The organism is uncultured Aquitalea sp. (assembly GCF_945957525.1).
GTDB lineage: Bacteria > Pseudomonadota > Gammaproteobacteria > Burkholderiales > Chromobacteriaceae > Aquitalea.
The window spans coordinates 1-19,206 of sequence record NZ_CAMFLA010000006.1 but is presented as its reverse complement, the minus strand read 5'-3'; the positions used below and the strand labels follow the sequence as shown (position 1 = coordinate 19,206).

Annotated in this window: 15 protein-coding genes and 3 tRNA genes; 8 read left to right on the top strand and 10 right to left on the bottom strand. The window is 61.7% G+C overall.

Annotated features, from left to right (window positions below):
- Positions 1-252 precede the first annotated feature (252 nt).
- On the top strand, positions 253-1,026 hold the full coding sequence (locus Q0P52_RS07095; RefSeq protein ID WP_293765412.1) for a sulfite exporter TauE/SafE family protein: 774 nt from the start codon (positions 253-255) through the stop codon (positions 1,024-1,026).
- 98 nt (positions 1,027-1,124) lie between these two features.
- On the opposite strand, the gene Q0P52_RS07090 is transcribed toward Q0P52_RS07095, so the two are convergent.
- Complete coding sequence (locus tag Q0P52_RS07090; RefSeq protein WP_293765410.1) at positions 1,125-1,847, bottom strand: GntR family transcriptional regulator; 723 nt, start codon at positions 1,845-1,847, stop codon at positions 1,125-1,127.
- 152 nt (positions 1,848-1,999) lie between these two features.
- On the opposite strand from Q0P52_RS07090, the gene Q0P52_RS07085 reads away from it, so the two are divergent.
- On the top strand, positions 2,000-2,431 hold the full coding sequence (locus Q0P52_RS07085) for a thioesterase family protein (RefSeq protein WP_293765409.1): 432 nt from the start codon (positions 2,000-2,002) through the stop codon (positions 2,429-2,431).
- A 5-nt stretch (positions 2,432-2,436) separates the two neighbouring features.
- Here the strand turns inward: Q0P52_RS07085 and mnmC are convergent, their stop codons facing one another.
- Together mnmC and mnmH are read right to left on the bottom strand one after the other, a co-directional pair.
- On the bottom strand, positions 2,437-4,425 hold the full coding sequence (mnmC, locus tag Q0P52_RS07080; protein WP_293765407.1) for a bifunctional tRNA (5-methylaminomethyl-2-thiouridine)(34)-methyltransferase MnmD/FAD-dependent 5-carboxymethylaminomethyl-2-thiouridine(34) oxidoreductase MnmC: 1,989 nt from the start codon (positions 4,423-4,425) through the stop codon (positions 2,437-2,439).
- 14 nt (positions 4,426-4,439) lie between these two features.
- On the bottom strand, positions 4,440-5,531 hold the full coding sequence (mnmH, locus tag Q0P52_RS07075) for a tRNA 2-selenouridine(34) synthase MnmH (RefSeq protein WP_293813687.1): 1,092 nt from the start codon (positions 5,529-5,531) through the stop codon (positions 4,440-4,442).
- Positions 5,532-5,812: 281 nt separating this feature from the next.
- Between mnmH and selD the strand changes: the two genes are divergently transcribed.
- The 3 genes from selD (at position 5,813) to clpB (ending at position 12,079) form a co-directional block, all read left to right on the top strand.
- The gene (gene selD / locus Q0P52_RS07070; RefSeq protein WP_293765405.1) at positions 5,813-6,850 is read left to right on the top strand and encodes a selenide, water dikinase SelD; all 1,038 of its coding nucleotides are present in this window, start codon (positions 5,813-5,815) and stop codon (positions 6,848-6,850) included.
- Positions 6,851-7,208: 358 nt separating this feature from the next.
- A complete protein-coding gene (locus tag Q0P52_RS07065) occupies positions 7,209-9,227 on the top strand; it encodes a methyl-accepting chemotaxis protein (protein WP_293765403.1) in 2,019 nt (672 codons plus the stop codon).
- Positions 9,228-9,499: 272 nt separating this feature from the next.
- On the top strand, positions 9,500-12,079 hold the full coding sequence (gene clpB, locus Q0P52_RS07060) for an ATP-dependent chaperone ClpB (RefSeq protein ID WP_293765402.1): 2,580 nt from the start codon (positions 9,500-9,502) through the stop codon (positions 12,077-12,079).
- Between the two features lie 244 nt (positions 12,080-12,323).
- Here clpB and trpC read toward each other — a convergent pair whose 3' ends face one another.
- The 4 genes from trpC to yjgA form a co-directional block, all read right to left on the bottom strand.
- Positions 12,324-13,124, bottom strand: a complete 801-nt coding sequence (trpC, locus tag Q0P52_RS07055) for an indole-3-glycerol phosphate synthase TrpC (RefSeq protein ID WP_293765400.1) — start codon at positions 13,122-13,124, stop codon at positions 12,324-12,326.
- An 83-nt stretch (positions 13,125-13,207) separates the two neighbouring features.
- Positions 13,208-14,155 carry an alpha/beta fold hydrolase gene (locus tag Q0P52_RS07050; protein ID WP_293765398.1) on the bottom strand — a complete coding sequence of 316 codons (948 nt, stop codon included), beginning with the start codon at positions 14,153-14,155 and terminating at the stop codon, positions 13,208-13,210.
- 6 nt (positions 14,156-14,161) lie between these two features.
- Positions 14,162-14,746, bottom strand: coding sequence for a molybdopterin adenylyltransferase (gene mog, locus Q0P52_RS07045; protein WP_293765396.1), 585 nt, complete (start codon positions 14,744-14,746; stop codon positions 14,162-14,164).
- Positions 14,743-15,297, bottom strand: coding sequence for a ribosome biogenesis factor YjgA (gene yjgA, locus Q0P52_RS07040; RefSeq protein ID WP_293765394.1), 555 nt, complete (start codon positions 15,295-15,297; stop codon positions 14,743-14,745). The genes mog and yjgA overlap by 4 nt, the downstream gene beginning before the upstream one ends.
- Positions 15,298-15,412: 115 nt before the next feature.
- On the opposite strand from yjgA, the gene pmbA reads away from it, so the two are divergent.
- The 3 genes from pmbA (at position 15,413) to Q0P52_RS07025 (ending at position 18,629) form a co-directional block, all read left to right on the top strand.
- Positions 15,413-16,759, top strand: a complete 1,347-nt coding sequence (gene pmbA / locus Q0P52_RS07035; protein WP_293765392.1) for a metalloprotease PmbA — start codon at positions 15,413-15,415, stop codon at positions 16,757-16,759.
- Between the two features lie 182 nt (positions 16,760-16,941).
- Positions 16,942-18,081: a patatin-like phospholipase family protein gene (locus Q0P52_RS07030; protein WP_293765390.1), complete on the top strand. Its 1,140-nt coding sequence runs from the start codon at positions 16,942-16,944 to the stop codon at positions 18,079-18,081.
- A gap of 80 nt (positions 18,082-18,161) precedes the next feature.
- A complete protein-coding gene (locus tag Q0P52_RS07025) occupies positions 18,162-18,629 on the top strand; it encodes a disulfide bond formation protein B (protein WP_293765388.1) in 468 nt (155 codons plus the stop codon).
- 247 nt (positions 18,630-18,876) lie between these two features.
- Here the strand turns inward: Q0P52_RS07025 and Q0P52_RS07020 are convergent.
- The 3 genes from Q0P52_RS07020 to Q0P52_RS07010 form a co-directional block, all read right to left on the bottom strand.
- A tRNA-Asp gene (locus Q0P52_RS07020) sits at positions 18,877-18,953 on the bottom strand.
- Positions 18,954-18,964: 11 nt separating this feature from the next.
- Positions 18,965-19,040 (bottom strand) — tRNA-Val (locus Q0P52_RS07015).
- A 23-nt stretch (positions 19,041-19,063) separates the two neighbouring features.
- Positions 19,064-19,140: transfer RNA gene (locus tag Q0P52_RS07010), tRNA-Asp, on the bottom strand.
- Positions 19,141-19,206 lie beyond the last annotated feature (66 nt).

The following is a 19,206-nucleotide window of genomic DNA, read 5'->3' as shown; positions in this document are numbered from 1 at the left end:
CCTATTAAAACTTGACTGTATTTCAGGCGTTTGTAAAGCCTTTGCGGCGCGCGCATTCGCAAAATGTTGTGTGTTTGCCGCGACAGTGTGCCCCATAACTTGTTTTTAGCAGATGTCTTGACGCGGTGCGGAATGGAATCGGGTTCGGGCTCTGTTTTAATTCTGAAAGATATAAAGTTGTAATTAAACAGTCTAATTTGTTATATGCCAACTGCAGTAGCATAGCTGCCATATTCAAGTGCGGGAGCAATCATGGAGCTGGGTTACGCGGTAGCCGGACTGGTAGTGGGTTTCATCGTGGGGCTGACCGGCGTGGGCGGCGGCTCGCTGATGACGCCCATCCTGCTATGGTTCGGCATCAATCCCGCCACGGCCGTCGGCACGGACCTCCTCTACGCGGCGCTGACCAAGGCCGGCGGCGTTTTTGTTCATCATCGCCAGAAGCATGTGGACTGGAAGCTCACCGGCTGGCTGGCGGCAGGCAGCGTGCCGGCCTCCCTTGTCACGTTGTATGTGCTATCGCAGCTGCATCTGTCCGGCAATGTGCTGAATGCCATTTTCAAGCTGGTGTTGGGCATTGCCCTGCTGCTGACCGCGTTGTCCATTTTGCTGAAACCCTGGCTGATGAAGGTGATTGGCCGTCGTGTGGGCAATCTCGATCCCAACCCGCAACCACACATCTTGCCCACCATCCTTATCGGCGTGTCGCTGGGCGTGCTGGTTACCCTGAGTTCCATCGGCGCCGGCGCGTTGGGTACGCTGGCACTGTTCCTGCTGTATCCCGCCTTGCCTACCACCCGCTTGGTGGGCACCGAAATCGCCCACGCCGTGCCGCTGACGCTGGTGGCGGGTCTGGGACACGCCAGTCTGGGCAATCTGGATTACATGTTGCTGATCAACTTGCTGGTGGGTTCCTTGCCGGGCATCTGGCTTGGCAGCAAGCTGACGCGCCGTCTGGCCGAAGCCTGGCTGCGTCCGGCGCTGGCGGTCATGCTGGCAGTGGTAGGCGCAAAGCTGGTGTTTTGATTGCAGGGTGCGAGCTTGGCCGAAGCGTGGCCTGCTTGATGCGCCCACGATGAAAAAGGGAGCCGGGAGGCTCCCTTTTTGTTTGGGCGTTTCAGATATCAATCCGCGGCGCGTGGGCTGCGGGTCTTTCGTTGGCGCGGGCTGCGCGGATCAGCCTGTCGCGCGCGGTAGTAGGCTTCTAGCGCTTCTTCTGCGTTCATGATGTGCTGCTTGAGAAAAGCGGCCGCGCTGATGGCGTCCTTTTTCTTGCATAGCGCCAGCAACTCGGTGTGTTCGCGGTGGGCGCGATCGTTGAAGCCGGTGAGCAGGATTTGCATGCGGGTGTAGCGGTCGGTGCGGTTGTGCAGTTGCTCGATCAGCGCCAGCGTTTGCGGGCGGCCCGCCGCGCGGTACAAGGCCAGATGGAAGCTGGCGTTGAGCAGGCCCCACTCGGCCACGTCCTGATTCAGCAGTGCTTGTTCGAAGCGCGCCAGCAGGCCTTCGGCCTCGGCCAGATCGGCGCTGGTTTGACGCGGAATGGCTTCCAGCAGGATGTCGCATTCCAGCAGCACGCGTACGCGCAAGAGTTCGACGATTTCCGGCAGCGACAGCTGGTTCACCACGGCGCCGCGCCGCTCGATGATGCGCACCAAACCTTCGGCTTCCAGTTGGCGCAGGGCCTCGCGGATGGGGACGCGGCTGACGCCCAGCTCGCGCGACAAAGCCTCCTGGCGCAGCTGTTTGCCGTCCTGCCATTCGCCGGAAAGGATGCGCTGGCGCAGTGCGTCGGTGGCGATGCCGGTGAGGGTTTGTTGCGGAGCTTCTTGTGTCTTTTTGCTCATGGATGGGTCTCCTGTCCGCCGTACAGTATCACAGCGGCGCTGTGCGGCGCATGTCCGGCGTTGTCGTGGGCTGCTTGCGCGGCGTTTGGCAGGCGGGGGGCGGGACAGGTTATGATGCAGCACACAATGACGTTAAGGTAAGGAGTGCTGTCGTGGATAAAACCTACCCGGTGATTGATCGCCAGACCATCGCCATGCGTTGGGGCGATATGGATGCCGTTGGCCATCTGAACAACACCTATTATTTCCGCTATCTGGAGCAGATTCGCATCAACTGGCTGGAAAGCATGGGGCATGGCATCAACCCCGACGCTATCGGCCCGGTACTGGCCAGCACCAGTTGCACCTTCCGGCGCGAGCTGACCTACCCGGCCACGGTGGAAATCACTATCGAACTGGAGAAACTGGGGCGCAGCAGCCTGAAGTTGCGCCACCATTTCTATAAGCAGGGCGACTCGGCCACGGTGTACGCCAGCGCCGATGTGACGCTGGTGTGGGTGGATTACCAGGCCGGTCAGTCAGTAGCCATTCCGGACGACATCCGCGCCGCCATCGAAAGCGCGGCGGCCGGGCAGCCGGCCTGAACCGTTCAGCCCAGCTTGCGGCGCATCAGATCGCGCAACAAAAAACGGCTGGGATGAGCGGCGTGCATCAGCGAACGCGGCAGCGGGGCGGGCTCGTTTTCCAATAGCGCGGCGATGATCTCCCCGGCCAGCGGGGCGGTAATCATGCCGCGCGAACCGTGGGCCACGTTCACATAGCAGTGCGGCAACCAGGGGCTGGCGGCTTCGGGCCGCAAGCTGGCGTCGCGCGCCAGTTCGGCATAGGCGGCGACAAAGCCGTCGCGCTCTGCCAGCGGGCCGATCAGCGGCAGATAGTCGGGGCTGGTGCAGCGGTAGGCCGCGCGCCCGCCGGCCTTCTCTGCTAGCGCTTCACCCAGGGTTTGCCGAAAGGCCGGCACCAGCGCTTCCAGCATGGCGAGGTTCTCTTCGTGCTCCGCCAGCGTGGGGTCCAGATGCTCGCTGTCGAACTTGAAGGTGGCGCCAAAGCAGTGGCTGCCATGGCGCGCTGGCGAAACATAGCCCTCGCCGCACAGCACGGTGCGCAGCGCGGCGCTATCCGTGGTGGCGGGCAGGGTGCTGACCTGACCGCGAATGCGCTTGAGCGGCAGGTGCGCCGCTTGCGGCATGCGGGCGATGTCGGCCGCGCCGGCCAGAATCAGCGTCGAAGCTTCGGCCAACAGTGAGCCGTCGCTAGTCAGTGCCTGCCAGCGCTGATGGCGCTCGTCATAGCGCAGGCTGACAGCTTCGCGGTTGTAGAGTTGGCGGATGGCCGGGTGATCCAGCAGGCATCGCACCAGCGCCGGCGGGTGTAACCAACCGCCTTGCGGGAAGAACAAGCCGCCGCTGGTGAGCGGCAGCCCGGCCAAATCACTGGCTTCGCCTGCGCTCACCGGGCGCAGCATCTCGGCCGGCAGGCCGGCGGCGGCCAGCTTCGCTTGCCGCTTGGCCTCGCCTTCGTTCCAGGCCAGTTGCAGCACGCCGCAATCGTCCCAGTGGTCTTCCTGTTTGGGCAGGCGCGCCCGCAGCAGTCGCAAGGAGTAGGCATAGCCCGCCAGCACCAGCTGCGTCAACGGCGTCATGTGCGCCGACAGTTTGGTGTAGAGCACGCCTTGCGGGTTGCCGGAAGCGGCTTGCGCCGGCCCGGGCTCCTTGTCCAGTACGGTGACGCGCCAGCCGCGGCGGGCCAGGCTGTCGGCGCTGGCCGCGCCAGCAATGCCGGCGCCGATGACCAGCGCGCTGCGTTCGGTCAGGTTGGCCGAAGGCGGCCTGGCGTACCAGGGGGCTTGCCACGCTTGTCCGGCCGGGGTAACCAACTCGCCGCAGCTCATCTCGCGTTTGTGTCCGAAGCCCGGTACTTTGCGCACGGCGAAACCGGCCTGTTTCAGCCCGCGACGGACGAAACCGGCACTGGTGAAAGTGGCGAAGCTGGCCGCGGGCGCGGACAGGCGGGCCATATGGTCAAACAGGCTTTGCTGCCACATGTCCGGGTTTTTGGACGGCGCAAAACCATCCAGAAACCAGGCGTCAACCCGGGCATCCAGTTCCGGCAGGACGTCCAGTACATCGCCTGCCATCAGTGTTAACAGTACCCGACCATCGGCAAAGACGAAGCGATGCCAACCAGGCGGCAATACTGCGTATTGTTTCAGCAGCTCGCCAGCTTCTTCGGCCAACTCCGGCCACAGGGCCAGGGCGCGGGCAAGGTCCGCCGGCGTCAGCGGAAACTTTTCCGCGCTGACAAAGTGCAGCCGGCTGTTGGCGGGCGCGGCGGCGAGAAACAACTGCCAGGCGCAGAGAAAGTTAAGCCCGGTGCCGAAGCCGGTTTCCGCAATGGTGAAGTGGCTGTGGGCGGGCAGGGCGGCGAAACGCTCGGCCAGCCGGTTGTGCTTGAGAAAGACATGGCGGGTTTCATCCAGCCCGCTGGCGCGCGAAAAATAGACATCGCCGAAGTCGGCGGAAACGGGCAGCCCGTCCTGCCATTCCAGGCGGGCGTGGCTGAGTTTGGGGTCTTGCATGATCTGGCCTTGCTTCAAGAATCAAGCGGCAGACTGGCGGCCACGCTGTCCAGCAGGGACGGTGCGAGGCCGGGCAGCGCCAGCTGCTGGGAATGTTGCAGGTGGGTGTAGTGCCGGGTCATGGAGCGGTGATAGAGCGGGTCGTAGTGGCGCACCAGCAACTCTTCCACCAATTGCGCGTGGCGGCCGGCGCGAATCATGCCGAACCAGGCTTCCAGTTGTTCCCGTGAGTGGACGTTGCGCAGAAAGCCTAGCTGTTGCTGCAGCATGTCGCCGTCGCGCAGGTAAAAATCGTAGTCCTCCAGCAGAAAGCGCACCCGCTCCGCCAGCGGCACGTCCACCAACAGACACTCGCTCTCGTGCATGCGGGCAAACAGGCTGTCCGGCAGCGCGATCATGCCTATCTTCTTGCTTTCGGATTCGATATACACCGGCCTTGCGGGGTCCAGCGCCGTGATGGCCTGGCGTAGCTGGGTGTCGAACCATTTCTGGCTGGGCTGTGGCTGATCGGGCAGGCGGCCCAGCACCGAACCGCGATGCGCAGCCATGCCTTCCAGGTCCAACACCTGATGGCCGTTGCGGGCCAGGGCGTGCAGCAGGCGGCTTTTGCCTGAACCGGTGGGGCCGCACAGCACTTTCAGACGCAAGGTGTGCGGCAGGGTGTCCAAATCCTCCAGCACCTGCCGGCGGTAGTTTTTGTAGCCGCCTTCCAGCTGTGCCGTACTCCAGCCTATCTGGCCGAAGATCAGCGCCATCGAGCCGGAGCGTTGGCCGCCGCGCCAGCAATAGATCAGCGGCTTCCAGGACTTGGACCGGTCGTGGAAAGTGCTGTCCAGATGATGGGCGATGTTCCGGGCTACCAATGCCGCGCCCAGTTTGCGCGCTTCAAACGGCGACACCTGCTTGTAGAGCGTGCCGACGCGGATGCGCTCTTCATCATCCAGTACCGGGCAATTGACGGCGCCGGGGATGTGGTCTTCGGCAAACTCGGTGGGTGAGCGCACGTCGATGATGTCATCGAATTCGCTGATCTGGGCAACTTGGGCAAGCTTGAAAAACATGGTGGCGGGCTGACGGATGGCTGCGGAAAGGGGTCTTTCCGCCAAGCCGTGTATTGTAGCCCCATTGCCTGCCAAGCATGAAGACGCGGTTTGGCGCGGCTGAGCTTTGAGCGGCGGACAAACCCCTGATGCTGCGTTGCGGCGCCTTGCCGTACTCAAGTATTGCCTGCCTCAGCCGCGATATTGGTTTTTGTTGGCCGCTTCTAGCCCAGGCTGGGGCGCGCCCGACGGCTGACCGTACATCGCATGCCGGTGTACCATGTGTGGCACACATGGGCGAGGCTGCGGCCTCGCCACGACATCTCATTCAGCCTGAGGGTTTTCAATTGTCAATCAAACTCACTCAGCTTTCCCACGGCGGCGGTTGCGGCTGCAAGATCGCGCCGGCCGTGCTGGAATCCATCTTGTCCACGGCGCGCGAAAAAATGGTGTTCCCGCACTTGATGGTGGGCGCTGAAACCAGCGACGACGCCGCGGTGTACAAGCTCAATGATCAGCAGGCTATTGTCGCGACCACTGATTTCTTCATGCCCATCGTCGACGATGCCTTCGATTTTGGCCGCATCGCCGCCACCAATGCGCTATCGGACATCTACGCCATGGGCGGCACGCCCATCATGGCGCTGGCCATTGTCGGCATGCCGGTGAACGTACTGCCGGTGGAAACCATCCGCGACATCCTGCAAGGCGGCGAATCGGTGTGCCACGCGGCGGGCATTCCCATCGCCGGCGGTCACTCCATCGATTCGCCGGAGCCCATTTACGGTTTGGTGGGCCTGGGCGTGGTGCATCCGGACAAGCTAAAGCGCAACTGCGATGCGCAAGCCGGCGACGTGCTGGTGCTGGGCAAAGGGCTGGGCGTGGGCATTCTGGCGCAGGCCATGAAAAAGGGCGTGCTGGACGACGCGGGCTATCAGGCCCTGATTGCGTCCACCACCAAGCTCAACACCGTGGGCGCGAGGCTGGCCGACTTGCCTGGCGTGCACGCGCTGACGGATGTCACCGGTTTCGGCCTGCTCGGCCATCTGCTGGAGATCAGCAAGGGCGCCAAGCTGGCCGCGCGCATCGATATCGACAAGGTGCCGGTGATTGCCGAGGCGCGGCCTTATGCCGAGCAGGGCTATGGCCCGGGCGCTATCGAGCGCAATCAGGCCAGCTTTGGCCACGCCGTGACGTTTGCCGAAGGCGTGCCCGAGTGGCAGCGCCGCCTGCTGGCGGACCCGCAAACCAGCGGGGGCTTGCTGGTGTCGGTGGCGGCCGAGCACGCGCAAGCCGTACTGGCGGCGTTCCATGCTGAGGGTTTTGATTATGCCGCCATTGTGGGCGGATTGGAGACGGGCGAGCCCGGCATCAGCGTGGGTTGACGGCGCTGCGGCGAGCAGACGACAGGGGGAGGCAAATGCCTTCCCCTTTTTCTTGAGTGAGTCGCCTGAGCAACCCTGTCGCGTTTTCTTGCGTATCCCGGCAAGGCTGGCCGCAATGCGTCCAGTGGGGGTCTATGCTGTGGAAAGAGCGGTCGGGGAGCCAGTTGTGGCAAGCTCGCGACGCGGCTTTCATGTTGAAAGCCAATACGCCGTTTGCATTGACAACATGGCAGCTTGTGCCGCATTTTTCAGGAATCTTTAGAAAAAACGCAGTATCTTAAAGAGATGCTGAAAGACTAATAATGAAGCCTGATAGATCAATCGGGCGGGGAATAGAGGTTGAGACATGAAGCGTGGAATGAGCATCGGATCCAGGCTGGTGTTGTCGCAGATCGTGCTGATGGTGGTGGTGGCAGTGGGGCTGCTGGCCCCTTTGACCTTGCTCACCAGCAAAATAATGCAGGAGCGCACCGAGAAAGTGCAGGCCCAGCTTCTGACACAGTCGATCAACATGATCGATGCCTTCAATGAATCCCTGAAGATTTCTGCCCGCCAGTTTGAAAAAGTGCTGTACGCAGAAATCGGCGGCGCGCTGGTGGTAAATCCGGCGCAGAAAATCGAAGTGGGCGGCGTGCAGACGCCCGCGCTCATTCTGGGCAGCACCCCGCTTAACAACAATAACGACGTTGTCGACCGCTTCTCGGCCAAGACCGGCAATGTGGCCACCCTTTTCGTGCGCGACGGCGACGACTTTGTCCGCGTGTCCACCTCGGTGATCAAGGAAGACGGCTCGCGCGCCATGGGCACCAAGCTGGATCGCAAAAGTCCGGCTTACGCACAGCTGATGGACGGCAACAACTACACCGGCCGCGTTGATTTGTACGGCAAGGACTATGTCACCAGCTACAGCCCGATCAAGGACAGTACCGACAAAGTGATCGGGGCCACCTTTGTCGGCGTCGGCGCGACGGAAGGCGTGGCCGGCCTGCTGGTGCGCCTCTCCAAGGTGAAAATCGGCGAGAGTGGCCATGTCGACATCATTGATGTGGACAAACAATCGAAAAGCTTCGGTCAGTACGTACTGCATCCCAAGCTCTCCAACAAGCCGGTGGCCAAGGATCTGGACAGCGCCGGCCAACCCTACGCCAACGCCATCATGAGCGAAGGCAAGGGGACGGCGACCGTGCGCCTCACCGTGGATGATGTCAGCAGCGAGCATCTGTTGTCATACGCCAGCTACAAGCCCTGGGGCTGGGTGATCGTCAGCAATGAATCCCGTGTGGAGCTGGAAAAAGACAACAAGGTGTTGATGGCCTGGCTGGCCGGCGGCGCGGGCTTGCTGCTGGTAATCCTGGCACTGACGTTGTGGTTGTTTACCCGCCGGCTGGTGGCGCGGCCGGTGAAGCAACTGGTGCAGGAGGTGGGCGCCATTCGCGACAGCCAGGATCTGACTCGCAGGCTGTCTATCAACCGCAAGGACGAAGTCGGACAGGTGGCGGACGCCATGAACAGCCTGCTGGTGAGCTTCCAGCAGGCCCTGACCCGCACCAGTTCGCATGCGCTGGAGTTGGACCACGCCGCGCGCGAGTTGGCGGACAAGGCCAATTCGGCGGCGGTCAGTTCGTCGGCCCAGCGCGATAGTGCGCAAGCCATGTCCGAGCAGACCGGCATGCTGATTTCCGGTGTGCAACAAATCGAGCAGGTGGCCGGCGAAGCCAGCGATGCGGCGCGCACCTCCAGCGAAGCCGCCCAGCAGGGCAGCGAGAGCTTGGTAGCGGCGGTGGATGGCGTCAGCCTGATTTCCGCCACCCTTGGTCGTGCGGCGGACAGCTTGAAAACACTCGAGAGCAGCGCCCAGCAGATTACCGACATCGTCAAAGTGATCCACGACATCGCCGACCAGACCAATCTGCTGGCGCTCAACGCCGCCATTGAAGCGGCTCGCGCTGGCGAAATGGGCAGGGGTTTCGCGGTGGTGGCTGACGAAGTGCGCAAGTTGGCCGAGCGCACCAGCGTTTCCACGCAAGAGATCGGCGACATGATCCGTACCATCCAGAGCGCTACGGGCGATGCGGTGAAGGCCATGCGCGAGTCGGTGGTGCAGGCGTCGGACGGAGCGGCCAATACCAGCAGCGCACGGCAGGCCATCGGCTCGATCGTGCAGGACTCGATGCGCACCATGGAAGTAGTGGAGCGCATCAATCGCGAGCTTTCCCATCAGCGCAACATCGTGCAGCAGATGGCGGAGCGGGTGGACGCGGTGGCGCGCATGGCCGAAACCAGCAATGAGGCGGCCGAGCTGTCGGCGCAGACGGCGGGTCACATGGCCGGGCTGGCGGATTCGCTCAAGGAAGAAGTGCGGGCCTTCCGTACTTGAGTTTGAGCGGGCCATGAAAAAGGCGAGGCGAGAGCCTCGCCTTTTTCATGGCCGGAATAATATCGGCGTCTGATAGTGAATTGATATCAATTATTGATATCGATAAAGTTTGGCAAAAATATTTATCAGTCCCGCTTGCAGTCTGCCGGGCTGACCCTATATCTGCTGATGAAACAAGATTATCCGGCGACGTGGGTCGCCACGGCAACTATCCATTTTCGGCATGAGGCCCGGTAAGAACCGGGCGCGTTTCGGATGACAGGAGTGAAAGCATGCGATTCGACAAACTGACTACCAAATTCCAACAGGCGCTGGGCGATGCGCAAAGCATGGCGCTGGCGGAAGACAACGCCTATATCGAGGCGCAGCATCTGTTGCTGTGCATGGCTGACGATACCGAAAGCGGCATCGGCGGCTTGCTGGCCCGCGCCGGCGTCAACGTGCCCGGCCTGAAGGCCGCGCTCAAGGCGTCCATTCAACGTTTGCCGAAGGTGCAGGGCACCGGCGGCGACATCACCGTATCGCGCGATCTGGGCAATCTGCTGAACGTGACCGACAAGATCGCCACCAAGCAGGGCGATGAGTTCATCTCCAGCGAATCCTTCCTGTCCGCGCTGTCGCAGGACAAGGGCGAGACCGGTCGGCTGCTGAAAGAACACGGCGGCAACCACAACGCCATCCAGGCCGCCATCCAGGCGGTGCGAGGCGGCCAGACCGTGGGCAGTCAGGACGCGGAAAGCCAGCGTGAGGCGCTGAAGAAATACACCACCGATCTGACCGAGCGCGCCCGCAATGGCAAGCTCGATCCGGTCATCGGCCGCGATGATGAGATCCGCCGCGCCATCCAGGTACTGCAACGCCGCACCAAGAACAATCCGGTGCTGATCGGCGAACCGGGTGTGGGCAAGACCGCCATCGTCGAGGGCCTAGCTCAGCGCATCGTCAATGGCGAAGTGCCGGAAAGCCTTAAGAACAAGCGACTGCTGGTGCTGGATCTGGCGGCGCTGATTGCCGGCGCCAAATTCCGTGGCGAGTTCGAGGAACGACTGAAGGCCGTACTCAACGATCTGGCCAAGGACGATGGCCAGACACTGATCTTCATCGATGAAATCCACACGCTGGTGGGCGCGGGCAAGGCCGACGGCGCGATGGACGCGGGCAATATGCTCAAGCCGGCCTTGGCGCGCGGCGAGCTGCATTGCCTTGGCGCCACCACGCTGGACGAGTACCGCAAATACATCGAGAAGGATGCCGCGCTGGAGCGCCGCTTCCAGAAAGTGCTGGTCAGCGAGCCCACGGTGGAGGACACCATCGCCATTCTGCGCGGCTTGCAGGAAAAGTATGAGATTCACCACGGGGTGGATATTACTGATCCGGCCATTGTGGCCGCCGCCGAATTGTCCAACCGCTATATTACCGACCGTTTTCTGCCGGACAAGGCCATCGACCTGATCGACGAGGCCGCCAGCCGCATCAAGATGGAGCTGGATTCCAAGCCGGAATCCATGGACAAGCTGGATCGCCGGCTGATCCAGTTGAAGATCGAACGCGAAGCGGTGAAGAAGGAAAGCGACGAGGCCAGCCAGAAGCGTCTGCAGCTGATTGAGGATGAAATTGCCGCGCTGTCGCGCGAGTATGCCGACCTGGAAGAAATCTGGAAGGCGGAAAAAGCCGCCCAGCAGGGCTCGCAGAGCATCAAGGAAGAGATCGACCGCCTCAAGGTGGACATGGACGAGCTCAAACGCAAGGGCGACTGGCAGAAGCTGGCGGAGCTGCAGTACGGCAAACTGCCGCAGTTGGAGGCGCGCCTGAAAGAGGCCGAGGCCGCCGGCGCCAAAGTGGACAATCAGCCTAACCGATTGCTGCGCACGCAAGTGGGAGCGGAGGAAATCGCCGAGGTGATCAGCCGCGCCACCGGCATTCCGGTGTCCAAGATGCTGACCGGCGAGCGGGAAAAACTGCTGCGCATGGAAGACGTACTGCATCAGCGCGTTATCGGGCAGAATGAAGCCGTGCGCGCCGTGGCGGACGCCATCCGCCGCTCGCGCTCCGGCTTGGCCGATCCGAATCGCCCGTATGGCAGCTTCCTGTTTCTAGGCCCCACCGGCGTGGGCAAGACCGAGTTGTGCAAGACGCTGGCGGGTTTCCTGTTTGACAGCGAGGATCATCTGATCCGCATCGACATGTCGGAATACATGGAGAAGCATTCTGTGGCCCGCCTGATCGGCGCGCCGCCGGGTTATGTCGGTTATGAGGAGGGCGGCTATCTCACTGAGCAGGTGCGCCGCAAGCCTTATAGCGTGATCTTGCTGGACGAAGTGGAAAAAGCGCATCCCGATGTGTTCAACATTCTGCTGCAAGTGCTGGATGATGGCCGCCTGACCGATGGTCAGGGCCGCACGGTAGACTTCAAGAACACCGTGGTGGTGATGACTTCCAATATGGGCAGCCAGCAGATCCAGACCATGGCCACCGACGATTATCAGGTGATCAAGCTGGCGGTGATGGCGGAAGTCAAAACCCATTTCCGGCCGGAGTTCATCAATCGCATCGACGAAGTAGTGGTGTTCCACGCGCTGGGCGAAAAGCACATCCAGTCCATTGCCCGCATTCAGCTCAAGAGCCTGGAAGGGCGGTTGGCCAAGCTGGATCTCAATCTGCAGATCAGCGAGGAAGCGCTGGCCTTGCTGTCCGAGGCGGGCTTCGATCCAGTGTATGGAGCGCGGCCGCTCAAGCGGGCTATCCAGAACGAGCTGGAAAACCCCTTGGCCAAGGCCATTCTGGGCGGCAAATACCCGCCCAAGGCCACCATCATGGTGGATGCGCGGGATGGTCAGCTGGTGTTTGATTGATGACGTAGTTGGCCGAAGGGCGGCCCGTGTTTCAGCGGGCCCCTTTCAACTGCAAAGCGTGCCGCCGGGTGATGTCCGGCGGTTTTCTTTTGCAGCGTCTGCCGCAAAAAAGCCGTTCGCGGCGGTGCGAACGGCTGGATGGCGTGCTGCTGCCAGTATCCGGCGGGGCCTTCAACTGCTGGCAACACCTTGATGTTGCGTTGAGCCTTTCCTCTGCCGGGATACTGATTTTTGTCAGTCGCGCTTAGTCTTGCGGGAAGAACAGGCTGGCCAGCGCCTGGCCTGGTTCAGGCTGGCGCATGAAGGCTTCGCCCACCAGGAAGGTATGTACGTCGTGGCTGCGCATCAGGCGCACATCGTCAGCGCTCAGAATGCCGCTTTCCGTCACCACAATGCGGTCTGCGCCAATTTCGGGCAGCAGCTTGAGGGTGGTGGACAGGCTGACTTCAAAGGTGCGCAGGTTGCGGTTGTTGATGCCGACCAGTTCGGTGTTCAGCTGCAGCGCCTGCTCCAGCTCTGCTCCGTTGTGCACTTCCACCAGCACCGCCATGCCCAGCTCATTGGCCAGTGCTTCAAAGTCGCGCATTTGCGGCAGGGAGAGCGCGGCGGCGATCAGCAGGATGCAGTCCGCGCCCATGGCGCGGGCTTCGTGGATCTGGTACTCGTCCACCATGAAATCCTTGCGCAGGGCAGGCAGATGGCAGGCGGCACGGGCGGCTTCCAGATAAGCGGCGTCGCCCTGGAAATATTGCTTGTCGGTCAGTACAGACAGACAGGCTGCGCCGGCTTTGGCGTAGCTCTCGGCAATCTGGGCCGGCTGGAAATCCGCGCGGATCACCCCTTTGCTGGGGCTGGCTTTCTTGATTTCGGCAATGACGCCGGGCTGCTTCAGCGCATGCTTGGCGCGAATGGCGGCGACAAAGTCACGCCGGTCTTCGCGACGGGCCTCGGCATCGCGACGTACCGCCGCCAGCGGCCGGACGGACAAGGCCTGCGCGATTTCCTGATGCTTGGTGGCGATGATGGTGTTGAGAATGTCGGACATGCGTGAAACCTTGTGTAAAGCGTCGATCGAGACAGCCATCATGCAGAAGCCACGCGGCTTTGGCAATGCCGCACTTGGTCGGCTCAGCGCAGATGAGGAGTGAAGAAGGCCAGCAGCCGCTGCGGCAGCCAGTCGATGTGGCCGGGGAAACGGCCGGAGGCAAAGCCGACGTGGCCCCCTTCTTCGGGGAACTCCAGCGTCACCGCCGGGCCCGCGTCGCGCGCGTCGGGCAGGGCTGCGGCGGGGAGGAAAGGGTCATTGCGCGCGTTGATCACCAGCGTAGGGCAGCAGATGTCAGCCAGGCGGGGTTTGCTGCTGGCGCGTTTCCAGTAGTTCAGTGCGGTGCCGAAGCCGTGCAGCGGCGCGGTGACCAGATCGTCGAACTCGATGAAGGTGCGCGCCTTTCGAACGCGTTGACCGTCGAACAGCCCGGGATGGCGCTGCAGTGTGGCCAGGGCCTTGGGTTTGAGAGTGTTCATGAACATGCGGGTGTACAGCAGTTTGCCCATGCCGCGATCCAACCGCGTGCTGGCGGCCACCAGATCCAGCGGCGCGGAGACGGCGGCGGCGGCGCGGGGCAGGGCGCGTTCGCCCTCATCGGCCAGATAGTTGAGCAACATGCTGCCGCCCAGCGACACGGCGGCGACCGCCATCGTCGGGTAGCGTTGGCTCAGGCCCTGCAATATCCAGCGGACTTCCGCCGCGTCGCCAGCGTGATAGGCGCGCGGCAGGGCATTATCCATGCCGCCGCAGCCGCGAAAATGGGGCACTACGCCATGCCAGCCCCGCTCGGCCACTTGCCGCATCAGGGCGCGCGCGTAATGGCTGTCGCTGCTGCCTTCCAGTCCGTGAAACATCACCACCAGCGGGCTGCCCGGCTGGCCGTCGACAAAATCCAGCGCGATGTCGCCGCCGTCCGGCGTCGGCCAGACTTCACGGCGGTAATCGGGACGGGGCGGGCGCAGCATCAATGCCGGCCAGATGGTCTGGCTATGGCCTTCGGGCAACCATGCGGGAGCGCGATAAGACATGGGCGATCAGGCGGAGGGCGGTTTCTGCGCGGATTTCGGACGGAAGGCCTTGACCACATCCTCTCGGGTTTCGATGTAGGGGCCGCCGATGAGGTCGATGCAGTAGGGCACGGCGGCGAAAATGCCGGCGGCTACCACCTTGCCGTCCTCATCTTTCAGGCCTTCCAGCGTTTCCTTGATGGCCTTGGGCTGGCCGGGCAGGTTGAGGATCAGCGATTGTTTGCGGAGCACCCCCACCTGGCGGGACAGAATGGCTGTAGGTACAAAACGCAGGCTGATCTGGCGCATCTGTTCGCCGAAGCCGGGCATTTCGCGATCGGCTACGGCCAGGGTGGCGTCCGGTGTGACGTCGCGCGGCGCGGGGCCTGTGCCGCCGGTGGTCAGCACCAGCTGGCAGCCTGCTTCATCAACCAGTTCGCACAAGGTGGCTTCAATCACGGCTTGCTCGTCGGCGATAAGGCGGGTTTCCGTACTGAACGGGGTGGCCAGGGCGCCGGCCAGCCAGTCTTGCAGCGCCGGGATGCCCTTGTCTTCATACACGCCCGCGCTGGCGCGGTCGGACACCGATACCAGGCCGATTTTCAGCGTCATGCTTCGTCCTCAGCGCCATCATGCGCCACCGGGCGCGGCTTGCCGGGTTCCGGAATCACTTCCTTGATCAGCTGATACAACAGGCGGAAAGACTTGGGCGGCTTGCTGTCTTGCTGCTCTTTGCGCGCGTTGCGAATCAGCGTGCGCAGCTGTTGCGGGTCCGCCGCAGGGAAATCCTTGATGAAGGCGGCGCTCTGGGCGTCGTCCGCCATCAGGCGCTCGCGCCAGCGCTCAAGCAGGTGCTGCCAGGCGATGTGTTCGGAAGACTCGCCCTTGATCACTTGCAGATACTGGCGGATCGGTTCCGGGTCGACATCGCGCATCAGCTTGCCGATGTATTGCAGCTGGCGGCGCAATGCGCCGTGGGCGGTAAAACGCTTGTAATCCAGAATGGCGGTGAGCAGGTCTTCCGGCAGCTGCATTTTCTTCAGCGTGTCGCGGGACAGCTCCACCAGTTCCTTGCCCAGATCCTGCAAGGCGTCCATGTCGCGCTTGCGCTGGGATTTGCTGACCGGCCCGTCTTGCTGGCCGTCATTGAGGTAATCGGTCATCGTTCAACAGTCTGTGGGGTTTCAAGGCTGGTATGATACCGGAAAAGGGCGCGGCCGACCCGGACTTCCCAAGCCCGGGCGGGCTGTCAGGCCATCATGACCATCGAAAGACACTATGGCAGACAACACCTTCAGTTTCACTACCGGCACGCTGGAAAGCATGGCTTCGCGCGTGCTGGAGCTTGCTCGTCAATACGGCGCCAGCGCAGCGGAAACCGATGTTTCCGAGGGGCTGGGCCAGACGGTTTCCGTTCGCCTGGGCGAAGTGGAAACCATTGAATACAACCAGGACAAGGGCGTTGGCGTCACGGTTTACCTTGGCCGCAAGAAAGGCCATGCCAGCACCTCTGATTTTTCTGATCAGGCATTGCAGGACACCGTCAAGGCGGCGCTGGACATCGCGCGCTATACGGCGGAGGACGACTGCGCTGGTCTGGCCGATCCCCAGCTGCTGGCGACGGATTTCCCCGATCTTGATCTCTTCCATCCCTGGCGGTTGCCAGTGGAGGAGGCCATTGAGATCGCGCGTCGCTGCGAAGAATCGGCGCGCGCCGTGGATGCACGCATCAAGAATTCCGAAGGCGCTTCGGTATCGGCCCAGGCCAGCCAGTTTGTTTACGCCAATTCTGATGGCTTCATGGCGGGTTTCCCGGGCAGCAGGCATAGCGTTTCCGCTGCCGTGGTGGCGGAAGCGGACGGCGCCATGCAGCGCGACTACTGGTACTCCGCGGCACGCCACCCCGGCGATCTGGACGATCCGGTCAAGGTTGGCCGAACGGCGGGCGAGCGCGCCGTGCGTCGCCTGAATGCCCGTCGGGTCAAAACCGGCCAGTACCCGGTGCTGTTTGAGGCGCCGATCGCTTCATCCCTGATCGGTCATTTCGTCTCCGCCATCAGCGGCGGCGCCTTGTATCGCAAGTCGTCCTTCTTGCTGGATGTGCTGGGCAAACCGGTGTTCAACGCCAACATCACCATCGATGAGGATCCTTTCCTGTTGCGGGGTTTTTCCAGCAGCGCTTTCGACAACGAGGGGGTGGAGACCTCCGCCCGCACGCTGGTGGACGCTGGACGGCTGGAAGGTTACATGCTGGCAAGCTACTCCGCGCGCAAGCTCGGCATGGTCAGCACCGGCAATGCCGGCGGACCGCACAATCTGATCGTGCGTTCTACGGGTGAAAGTTTTGACGAACTGCTGAGCCAGATGGGCACCGGGCTCTTGGTGACCGAGCTACTGGGACACGGCATCAACACGGTGACCGGCGATTACTCTCGCGGCGCTGCCGGTTTCTGGGTGGAGAACGGCGTCATTGCCTACCCGGTGGAAGAGATCACCATTGCCGGCAATCTGCGCGATATGTACGCGCAAATGGCGGCGGTGGGCAGCGATGTGCTCAATCGCGGCGGCAAGCTGATGGGTTCGGTGTTGATCGAATCGATGATGGTGGCCGGCGACAGCCAGTAAGAGCGGCTAACAAAAATCAGTTTCACGACTGAGGCAAGGCGCGCCGATGCAGGCAGTACTTGAGTGCGGCCAGTCGGCGCAACGCTGCATCAGGATTTTGTTTGCCACTCCAAGGCCGGGCTGGCGGCGCGGCCTGCCGCAAGCTATGCCTAAAGCAGTCAAGCATCCACAGCGAGGTGCGTATGGCGGGGAGATGCAATGTCGGACTGGTCTTGTCCGGCGGCGGGGCGCGCGCGGCCTATCAGGCCGGCGTGCTGCTGGCCATTTCACGCTTGTTGCCCAATCCGGAAAGCAACCCTTTCCCCATCATCTGCGGCACGTCGGCAGGCGCCATCAATGCGGTGGCGCTGGCGGCCGGCGCCAGCAATTACCGGCAGTCGGTACTGTATCTGGCGCAGATGTGGAAGCAGTTGCATATTGCGGATGTCTACGACGCCAGTTTGGCTTACTTCCTCAAAACCTTTTTCCATTTCGGCGTCTCCATTCTGACCGGTGGGCGAGGCTGGAAAAATCCACGCAGTTTTCTGGATAATTCCGCCTTGCGCGGTTTTCTTTCGCAGGTGATGCAGTTGGAAGGCATCCAGCGTTCCATCGATCAGCAGGCTTTGCGAGCCTTGGCTTTGACCGCCTCCTGTTACACTACTGGCATGTCGGTGACCTTTTTCGAGGGCGAGCCTAGCATTCAGGAATGGGCTCGCCACCAGCGCATGGGCGTGCGCGAGCGCATTAATCTTGATCACCTGATGGCCACCTCGGCCATTCCCCTTATTTTCCCCTCGGCGATGGTGGGGGAGCGCCACTATTGCGATGGGGCTGTGCGGCAGATGGCGCCCCTGTCGCCGGCCCTGCATCTGGGGGCACAAAAGCTTTTCATCGTTGGGCTGGCCAGCCAGCGGCCCGACGGCGTGGAGCGACGCACACAAGGCTTGGAACCAACGCCGGCGCAAATCTTCGGCCATCTGCTCAATAGCGTGTTCATTGACAGCATGTCCATGGACATGGAGCGGCTGCTGCGCGTGAATCATACGGTGTCGCTGTTGAACTGCCATGAGGAGCTGGCCGCGCAAACCAGCTTGCATGAGGTGGATATTTTCATGCTCAATCCCAGCAAGTCGCTGGAAAGCATCGCTTATCAATACGCGCATGAGTTTCCGCCAGTACTGCGCTTCCTGATGAAAGGGGCGGGCGGTACGCGGCAGCGCGGTATGACCCTGGCCACCTATTTATTGTTCGAACCGGGTTATACCCGTGCGCTGATTGCATTGGGCTACAAGGATGCGCTGAATCAAAAAGAAGCTATCATGCGTTTTCTGGAACTTTGAATAAGAACTAAAATCTCAGTTTTCTTTCTCTGAATCGTCCTGAAGGGGCTGCCGTGTTGAGTCGGTTTTCACGTAGACAAATGTTTTTCCTCATTGCCGCCGCTTGTGCCGGCGCCATGGGCTTTGCGTTGTACGCCCAGCATGTGTTGGGGCTGGAGCCCTGCCCCTTGTGCATTTTCCAGCGGGTGGGCGTGATTTCCGTTGGCGTTATTGCCTTGCTGGCGGGCTTGGTCAACCCGGGCAGGGCCGGCACTCGGGTTTGGGGTGTGCTGGGCTTGTTGGCTGGGCTTGGCGGCATCTCGGTGTCCCTGCGTCAACTGTGGCTGCAGAGCCTGCCGGCGGAGCAAGTGCCGGCCTGTGGTCCTGGTCTGGATTACCTGATGGAAACTTCGCCTTTCTGGGATGTGCTGTCCAAAGTGTTCAAGGGAAGCGGCGAGTGCGCAGCGGTGGATTGGACCTTTCTTGGTCAAGCCATGCCCTTTTGGGTGGCGGTGTTTTTCCTGGGCGTGATGGCTATGCTTGTATGGCAAGTGGTGCGAAAAGACTGAATTTGCTTGTTGGAATAAAAAAGGCGGCTTTTGCCGCCTTTTTTCATGTTTTCTGTTTGGGATGCTTGCTGGATGAGGCTTCTGTCTGGCGGTGAGTGCAGATTTTAGGGTGCCTGCGACAACCGTTGGCGTGAGCTTGGCGCGGCGGAGTGCTGCTGATGTCCGGTGCTTGGTCGGCAGGGAAGGTTGGCCGAAGGGCGCGGTGAGAGGCTGAAATGAAAAAAGCAGCCTTAGGCTGCTTTGATCTTGGCGGAGTGGACGGGACTCGAACCCGCGACCCCCGGCGTGACAGGCCGGTATTCTAACCAACTGAACTACCACTCCAACCGTAAAACTGGTGGGCGTTGACGGAGTCGAACCGCCGACATTCTGCTTGTAAGGCAGACGCTCTACCAACTGAGCTAAACGCCCGAAACGGGTACTGCTATATATGTTGGCGGAGTGGACGGGACTCGAACCCGCGACCCCCGGCGTGACAGGCCGGTATTCTAACCAACTGAACTACCACTCCAACCGTAAAACTGGTGGGCGTTGACGGAGTCGAACCGCCGACATTCTGCTTGTAAGGCAGACGCTC

Excerpts from the sequence above, each read along its gene's own strand:
- Q0P52_RS07095 (WP_293765412.1), top strand. The coding sequence starts at position 253 with ATGGAGCTGGGTTACGCGGTAGCCGGACTGGTAGTGGGTTTCATCGTG.
- Q0P52_RS07090 (WP_293765410.1), bottom strand. The coding sequence starts at position 1,847 with ATGAGCAAAAAGACACAAGAAGCTCCGCAACAAACCCTCACCGGCATC.
- mnmC (WP_293765407.1), bottom strand. The coding sequence starts at position 4,425 with ATGCAAGACCCCAAACTCAGCCACGCCCGCCTGGAATGGCAGGACGGG.
- Q0P52_RS07065 (WP_293765403.1), top strand. The coding sequence starts at position 7,209 with ATGAGCATCGGATCCAGGCTGGTGTTGTCGCAGATCGTGCTGATGGTG.
- clpB (WP_293765402.1), top strand. The coding sequence starts at position 9,500 with ATGCGATTCGACAAACTGACTACCAAATTCCAACAGGCGCTGGGCGAT.
- trpC (WP_293765400.1), bottom strand. The coding sequence starts at position 13,124 with ATGTCCGACATTCTCAACACCATCATCGCCACCAAGCATCAGGAAATC.
- Q0P52_RS07050 (WP_293765398.1), bottom strand. The coding sequence starts at position 14,155 with ATGTCTTATCGCGCTCCCGCATGGTTGCCCGAAGGCCATAGCCAGACC.
- mog (WP_293765396.1), bottom strand. The coding sequence starts at position 14,746 with ATGACGCTGAAAATCGGCCTGGTATCGGTGTCCGACCGCGCCAGCGCG.
- yjgA (WP_293765394.1), bottom strand. The coding sequence starts at position 15,297 with ATGACCGATTACCTCAATGACGGCCAGCAAGACGGGCCGGTCAGCAAA.
- pmbA (WP_293765392.1), top strand. The coding sequence starts at position 15,413 with ATGGCAGACAACACCTTCAGTTTCACTACCGGCACGCTGGAAAGCATG.
- Q0P52_RS07030 (WP_293765390.1), top strand. The coding sequence starts at position 16,942 with ATGGCGGGGAGATGCAATGTCGGACTGGTCTTGTCCGGCGGCGGGGCG.
- Q0P52_RS07025 (WP_293765388.1), top strand. The coding sequence starts at position 18,162 with ATGTTTTTCCTCATTGCCGCCGCTTGTGCCGGCGCCATGGGCTTTGCG.